Below are 6,796 nucleotides of genomic sequence, written 5' to 3'. Positions count from 1 at the left end.
GAAGCCGCATTCGGGAATGTCGAGGCCCTCGCGCAGCAGGTTGATGCCGACCAGCACGTCGAAGGCGCCGAGGCGCAAATCGCGCAGGATCTCGATGCGCTCCAGCGTGTCGATGTCGGAGTGCATGTAGCGGACACGGATGCCTTGCTCATGCAGATATTCGGTCAAATCCTCGGCCATGCGCTTGGTCAGCACCGTCACCAGCGTGCGGTAGCCGGCCTTGGTGGTGTCGCGGATTTCGCCGACGACATCGTCGACCTGGGTCTTGGCCGGGCGAACCTCGACCGGAGGATCGATCAGGCCGGTCGGGCGGATGACCTGTTCGGCGAAGACGCCGCCGGCCTGCTCCATTTCCCAGCCGCCAGGGGTCGCCGAGACGGCGACCGAAAGCGGACGCATGGCATCCCATTCCTCAAAGCGCAGCGGCCGGTTGTCCATGCAGGACGGCAGACGGAAGCCGTATTCGGCCAGTGTTGCCTTGCGGCGAAAGTCGCCGCGATACATGCCGCCGATCTGCGGCACGGTGACATGGCTTTCGTCGATGAAGACCAGCGCGTTGTCGGGAATGTACTCGAACAGCGTCGGCGGCGGATCACCCGGCTGGCGGCCGGTGAGATAGCGCGAATAGTTCTCGATGCCGGCGCAGGAACCGGTGGCTTCCAGCATCTCGAGGTCGAAGCGACAGCGCTGTTCCAGCCGCTGCGCCTCGAGCAGACGGCCTGCGCGCTCGAGTTCGACCAGCCGGTGCTTGAGCTCTTCCTTGATCGACTTGATCGCCTGGTTCAGCGTCGGGCGCGGCGTCACATAGTGCGAATTGGCGTAGATCTTGACGCTTTTCAGCTCGCCGGTCTTCTGTCCGGTCAGCGGGTCGAACTCGGTGATCTGCTCGATCTCGTCGCCGAACATCGAGATGCGCCAGGCGCGGTCTTCCAGGTGGGCCGGGAAGATCTCGATCGTGTCGCCGCGCACGCGGAACGAGCCGCGAACGAAATTGATGTCCTGCCGTTTGTACTGCTGGGCGACGAGATCGGCGAGCAGCGCGCGCTGGTCGAGCCGATCGCCGATCTGCATCTGGAAGGTCATCGCCGTGTAGGTCTCGACCGAGCCGATACCATAGATGCAGGACACCGAGGCGACGATGATGACGTCGTCGCGCTCGAGTAGCGAACGCGTCGCCGAGTGGCGCATGCGGTCGATCTGCTCGTTGATCGAGGATTCCTTCTCGATGAAGGTATCGGTGCGCGGGACGTAGGCTTCCGGCTGGTAATAGTCGTAGTAGGAGACGAAATACTCGACGGCGTTTTCCGGGAAGAATTTCTTGAACTCGGAATAGAGCTGCGCCGCCAGCGTCTTGTTCGGCGCCAGGATCAAGGCAGGGCGCTGCGTCTCCTCGATCACCTTGGCCATGGTGAAGGTTTTTCCGGAGCCGGTGACGCCGAGCAGCACCTGGGTGCGGTCGTTGTTGTCGACGCCTTCGACCAGATCCTTGATGGCGGTCGGCTGGTCGCCGGCCGGCTCGAAATCCGACACCATCTTGATGGCGATGCCGCCTTCGGACTTTTCCGGGCGGGCAGGGCGGTGCGGCGTCCACAGCACGCCGTCCTTGTGCAGCGGATTGCCGGATTCGATCAGCGCCGACAGTGCGGCGACGGTCGCAGTGACGCTTCCCGAAGCCATCGTCTCGGCGTCTTCCAGCGAAATGTCGAGGCCGGCGACCGGATTGAGGCCGGCTGCCGTGCGCTCCCTGGCTGACGCCGCGCCACCCATCGAGGTGCCGCGCGAACTGCGTCCGGGCGAGCTTGAGCGCTCGGGTATCTTCTTCGACGGCTTCGGCGATTTGCCGCCGTCGCCCTTGCCGGCAAGACGTCCTTCCTTTTCGGCTTCCTCCTCGATCTGCTCGGCCCAGTCCGCGATCGAACCGGTCAGCGGCGTGCCAGAGAGCTCCGGCTGCGGCATCTCGGCAAAGCCGCCTCTGTGCAGCGGCTCCGAAGCGTCGAGGAAATCGGTCAGCGGACTGCGCCGCTTCGGCGCGGCGCGGTCGTCATTCGCCGTCGGCGGCGTTTTTTTGTCGGGAGATTTGGCCATGTCCCGAATATGGGATTTCCTGGCCAAAATGGAAAGAGCGCGGTGGGGAGAGGCGTGCCGGACAGCGCTGCTCCTGACAGCAGGCTGTCAGGAGCAGGCGGGAAGGTACGCCCGAAAGCCTCTTGTCGCTACACGCCCCTGGCGGCTGATGCGACCTGCGTAGCCGACCCGTTCAGGCGCGGCACCACGACGAGGCGTTTGATCTTGCCCTTCTTGAAGGCGGCGAGGAAACGCGCATAATCCTTGAAGGCGACGCAGCCGCTCGACTGGGCGTAGCGGCCCCGAAGCAGATACGTATGGGCCAGAAACCCGTCGCGATTGTACTTGTTGCGGCCATCGACCGGCGTCAGGCGCAAGGCCTCCACACCATGAAAGCGCGACTCGCGCAGCGACAGATTATAGGTGTTGGGCGGTGTCGGCCCGCGGTTCTTCTGGTTGGCATAGCGCGGCTGGTCCGTCATGGCGCCGATGCCAGAATGCGCCTCGAGCTTCGAGCCGTCAGGCATGTAGACGGTGCCGGCGCTGATATCGTAGACGGCGACGCCATTTCCGGCTCCGCTTCTGGATCCCGGCGAGTTGAACAGGTTCCTGAACGCCTTGCCAAGGCCGCCCGAAGGCGTGTCGGGCTTGGCATAGGCCAAAACGTCACCGCCGTCGGCCGGCCGGCCTTGCCGCGTCGGTTTTGCCGGCTGAGCCTGCTGGACCGTCTCGCGTGCCTGCTTCGGCTGCTGGACGGGCTTGGGCTGCTGAACAGATTTGGGCTGCTGGACGGACTTAGGCTCCTGCTGCACGATTTTGGGCTGCGGCGCGTCGAATTGCGGGCGGCGGGTCGGCAACGGCACGTCGTCGGTCAGCGCGTCCGGCAGCGAGGCGGCATCGCCGGGCTGATCCTGCTGGATTTCGACCGGTGAAACCGCGACATCGGCCGACGATTCCTCGATCGGCAGCGGTGAGGCGAACGCCTCGTCGTCGGCCGGCAGCGACTGCACCAGGGCAAGCGCCAACTGCGAATTGTCTGGCGTATCGGATTGGGCAAAGCCCATCGGCTGCGGTGCGGTCTGCACGACCACCGAACCGGTATCCAGCCGGGCGAAACGTTCGGCTGCCGGAACTGGCATGTTATCGGACAGGCTGGCCGTCACCTGGACGGACGGCACTAGCGACGCCTCGGCAATTTGCGGTGCGACGGTGGAGATCACCGGGCGCGTGTTGGCAGTGGCGGCAGGTTTTCCGGCGTCGGCAAAGGCAGCGGCCAGCTTCATCGGCGAAAGCGACGCTTCCATGCGTTCGAAGCGCTCCTGCGCCTTCGACTTTGCAGGGGCAGGCATCGACTTTGCCTGCGCCACAAGGCGTTCGGATTTTTCCGCCTGCGAGCTTACCCTGGCCAGCTTGAAACAGCTGGCACCGCACTGCACCGAATGATCATGCAGGGCCTGAGTGCCGCCATTGGCATTGGCCAGCACGAAGGGTGCTTTCAAGAAGTGCTGTTTCAGCGGATCGGTAAGTGCGAGCGATCCCGGCATGGACAGCGTCTGGGGCAGGCCAACCGAAGTCGCCGACAGCGAGGCGCCGACGGAACTGAGGCCGGCCATGGTGCCGATCAACCAAAGGCCGATGGCGGTGCTGACGCAAGGCAGCGCGACCCAGCGAGCCACCCGGCCAGCGTTGAAGGAAGAGGAACGCGGAGCATCGACGAACTCGCCGCCCTCACGCTGTCCCCGGTTTTTTTTGTGTGTACTCAACAACGCCATGCAACCAATCTCGCTTCAACCGGTTTCCCCGTACGTGGCCTTGAGAGCCGCGACGACCATTCTGTGAGTGATCCCAGGTGGTCCCCGACGCGTTTGCCGCGTCTGTAGTTGGTTGCCGATTGCTTCAAAATATGGACAAAGTTGGTTAATCAATTCCTCTCAAAACCAACGACGAGATGTGGATTTGGGCCAAATTTGGCTTCGTCCACGGCCAGGAAAGTGGTGTTGTCGCCCTTCCGACCTGGTTTTGCTGCCTGTTTTTGGCGGCCGAGTCAAGCAAAACAGCCGCTGCTAATTTTTGCGAAGCGCCTTGGCGCGGCATCTGCAGTGAGGTGACTGCCAGCAGACATCGCCTGGGAAAGGCGCCTGCTTCCAGTAAAAATGTTGCCGGTCTTGCCAAGATTTCCCCTGCGGAAGGGCCTGAAGCAGCCCGTCCTCAGTTGAACCAGAGCGCAAACGTCAAAAACCCGCCGCCGCCGAACTGGCGCTGGATCTGGTCGAAATCGTCGCTGGTCACGAGTTCGCCGCTTTCGAGGTAGGGCGCGATGGCCGGGCCGGTGATCGACAGCACCAGATCGAAGTTTTTCGGGTCATCGAAGAAGCGCTTCATGTTGATGCCTAGGCCTGTGCCGGCGGTGACGCGGAAATGCGGCAGCAGCTTGCGGCCTTCCAGGAGATCCTCGGCCATGGTCAGGGCGGCGAGCCAGGCCTGAACCTGCTCCTCGCCGACTTCGAGGCCGGTGAGCGGGTTCTCGCCCTTCTGCTGCGGGCCAGGCAGCCATTCGCGGTCATTGTCGGTCTCGGCGCGGATCGCCTTCCAGTCCTCGCGCGACAGCCGGATCATTTCCAGCAAATGGCGGCGCGCTGCTTGACGGCGCTCCGGCTCGATCACCGGCCAGTTGATGAGATGCACCATCGAGATGAAATCGGCGATGCGCCATTCCGAGGAGAAGATGCTCGAGCCCATGTCGCCGGCCGGCGGCACCAGAATATCCTGCAACGGCAGCTTGGCGCGCGGGAACAGCATGTGGAACGAGCCGTCGAAGGTGCTCCTGAAATCATGCGCAAGCCAGAAATCGGCCTGCGCCATCAGGAACTCGGCATAGCCCTGCAGCCAGTATCCGTCGGCGCGGTCGAAACGGAAGGTGAGCGTGGGAACGGCGTCGTCCGATGTAATGCCGCCGCGTGACAACCCGGCAATGATCGCCGCCATGCTCTCGTCCGGCGCGATGGTGCCGTCCTCGTTGAGGTCGATGCCCGCACGGGTGAGATCGATCACCATGCCGATATCGGCATCGGGCGGCACCGACGCAAACGTTGCCGCGGATTTCTCCAGCCGGTCGCGGAAGCCGACCAGGATGGCGCGGAACTGCTCGTAAGTCAGCGGCTCTGGATTGGGATTATCGGGCACCGGCAACCGCATCAGCGGCAGCATGAAGGATTGCGGGCTTTCGAAACCATGACGGTGCAGGCCGGTAGCCAGGATCTCCAGTGCGGTGAAGAACTCGCCCGCCCCGGCCGCATAGGCGGACGCCGGGTCTTTTGGCGCGGCGGTCTCCAGCATAGACAGGGCAGCGTCGCGCGCGGCCACGCTCTTCGCCTCGAACAGTCGGGTGGCCGCTTCGGGCATTGCCGCCGACGCGGAAGACAGCGGCAGGAGCAAAATGAAAGCGGATGTCAGCAGGCCTGCCAGTCGTGTCATCTTTTCCCCCCAATATTTGTCGCGCCGCGCAAATATACACCATTTGCAACGCTGCGCTTCAACCCGCCGCGAGGACGGTTTACACAGGGCAAACAATTGGGCATCGCGTGTCGAACTATCCGCTTTCCTACAAGCTGTCCTGGCTGCCGCGTTTCGTGAAGCCGTCGCTCGTCGGCGACGCACGAGACTTTGCGCCGATGGCCGGGACGCTGATGGATCCGCCGCCGAAGCAGGCTGTGCGGCTTGCCTTTGTCGGCGACATCTCGGCAGTGGCCAACCGCAGCGCGCCGAATTGCGACCCGGCGATCAAGGCGTTGCTCGTCGCTGCCGATCTGGTGATCGGCAATTGCGAAAGCCCTGTGGTGGACAGACCAAGCGCGGCGCTGGGGACAAGGCTTGGCACGCATCATGCCATGAGCGAGTCGTTTATGGCCGAGGCACTGGCGGCGGCTGGTATTGCGCGGGAAAGGCTCGTGCTGTCGCTGGCCAACAACCATGTGCTGGATCAGGGCGTCGCCGGTTTCGACGAGACGGTCGCGGCGTTGCAGCGGCTCGGCATCCGCACGATCGGCCTGGCCGCCGACGGTCCTGTGGTGCCGCTCCAGGTTGGATCGCTTGATATCGGCTTCGCCGCATTCACGCTGTGGCGCAACGCCGATGAAAAACTGTTTGCCGGGCGGGTGTCGATGGACAGCGATCCGGCCGGCTGGCCGCGCGATGGTTTCGACCTTCTCTGCGCCGTGCCGCATTGGGACTGGGAGTTCCGACATTTTCCGCGCGACGGGACGCGAGCGCTGGCCAGGCGGCTGGCCGGGCAAGGCGTCGGACTGATCGCCGGCCATCACGCCCATGTCGTTCAACCGGTGGAAAAGATCGACGGGACGACCGTCGCCTATGGGCTCGGCGATTTCCTCGGTACCGCCTTTGCCCGCCAGCCATGGCCGGGCCGCATCGGGTCTATCCTCACTGTCGATGTCAGTGCCGATGCCGGTATGCGCGGGACGATCGCGTCTTACCGGCTGCATCCCTTCATGCGCCTGCGCGCCGGCGACCATGAGCGGTTGGTGTTGGTGAAGGCTTTGGAGGGCCGAGTGCGTGACAAGGTCGAGAGGCGACTGAAAGCGATCTTTCCTTAGTGCTGCAAGTGACGAGACGTTGCCTATGGGGTCCATGGCTGGCGCATGCATTGTCTTTTGCGGCGCTGGTCGACCCCCACTCCGTCTCGGCTTCGCCGAGCCACCTCTCCCCCGATCGACGG

3 protein-coding genes and 1 pseudogene (1 of these 4 cut by a window edge) are annotated in these 6,796 nt (G+C 63.8%); 1 reads left to right on the top strand and 3 read right to left on the bottom strand.

The window, feature by feature from the left end; all coding sequences use genetic code 11:
• From uvrB to EOB59_RS27975, 3 genes and pseudogenes are all read right to left on the bottom strand, one after another.
• A pseudogene (uvrB, locus tag EOB59_RS27985) lies at positions 1–2,085 on the bottom strand (excinuclease ABC subunit UvrB); it reaches 1,111 nt to the left of the window's first position.
• A gap of 128 nt (positions 2,086–2,213) precedes the next feature.
• Positions 2,214–3,836, bottom strand: a complete 1,623-nt coding sequence (locus EOB59_RS27980; RefSeq protein ID WP_128289716.1) for a DUF2778 domain-containing protein — start codon at positions 3,834–3,836, stop codon at positions 2,214–2,216.
• A 436-nt stretch (positions 3,837–4,272) separates the two neighbouring features.
• Positions 4,273–5,538, bottom strand: a complete 1,266-nt coding sequence (locus EOB59_RS27975) for a hypothetical protein (RefSeq protein WP_128289715.1) — start codon at positions 5,536–5,538, stop codon at positions 4,273–4,275.
• Positions 5,539–5,645: 107 nt separating this feature from the next.
• Here EOB59_RS27975 and EOB59_RS27970 point away from each other — a divergent pair, with 107 nt between their 5' ends.
• Complete coding sequence (locus EOB59_RS27970; protein ID WP_128289714.1) at positions 5,646–6,674, top strand: CapA family protein; 1,029 nt, start codon at positions 5,646–5,648, stop codon at positions 6,672–6,674.
• Positions 6,675–6,796: the final 122 nt, after the last annotated feature.

The organism is Mesorhizobium sp. M7A.F.Ca.MR.176.00.0.0 (genome assembly GCF_004023165.1).
Classification (GTDB): domain Bacteria; phylum Pseudomonadota; class Alphaproteobacteria; order Rhizobiales; family Rhizobiaceae; genus Mesorhizobium.
Note: the sequence above shows the minus strand (reverse complement) of the source record. Positions and strands in the feature narration are given on the sequence as shown.

What these genes read in the sequence shown, in the direction of transcription:
- EOB59_RS27975 (WP_128289715.1), bottom strand. Translation starts at nt 5,538, where the DNA reads ATGACACGACTGGCAGGCCTGCTGACATCCGCTTTCATTTTGCTCCTG.
- EOB59_RS27980 (WP_128289716.1), bottom strand. Translation starts at nt 3,836, where the DNA reads ATGGCGTTGTTGAGTACACACAAAAAAAACCGGGGACAGCGTGAGGGC.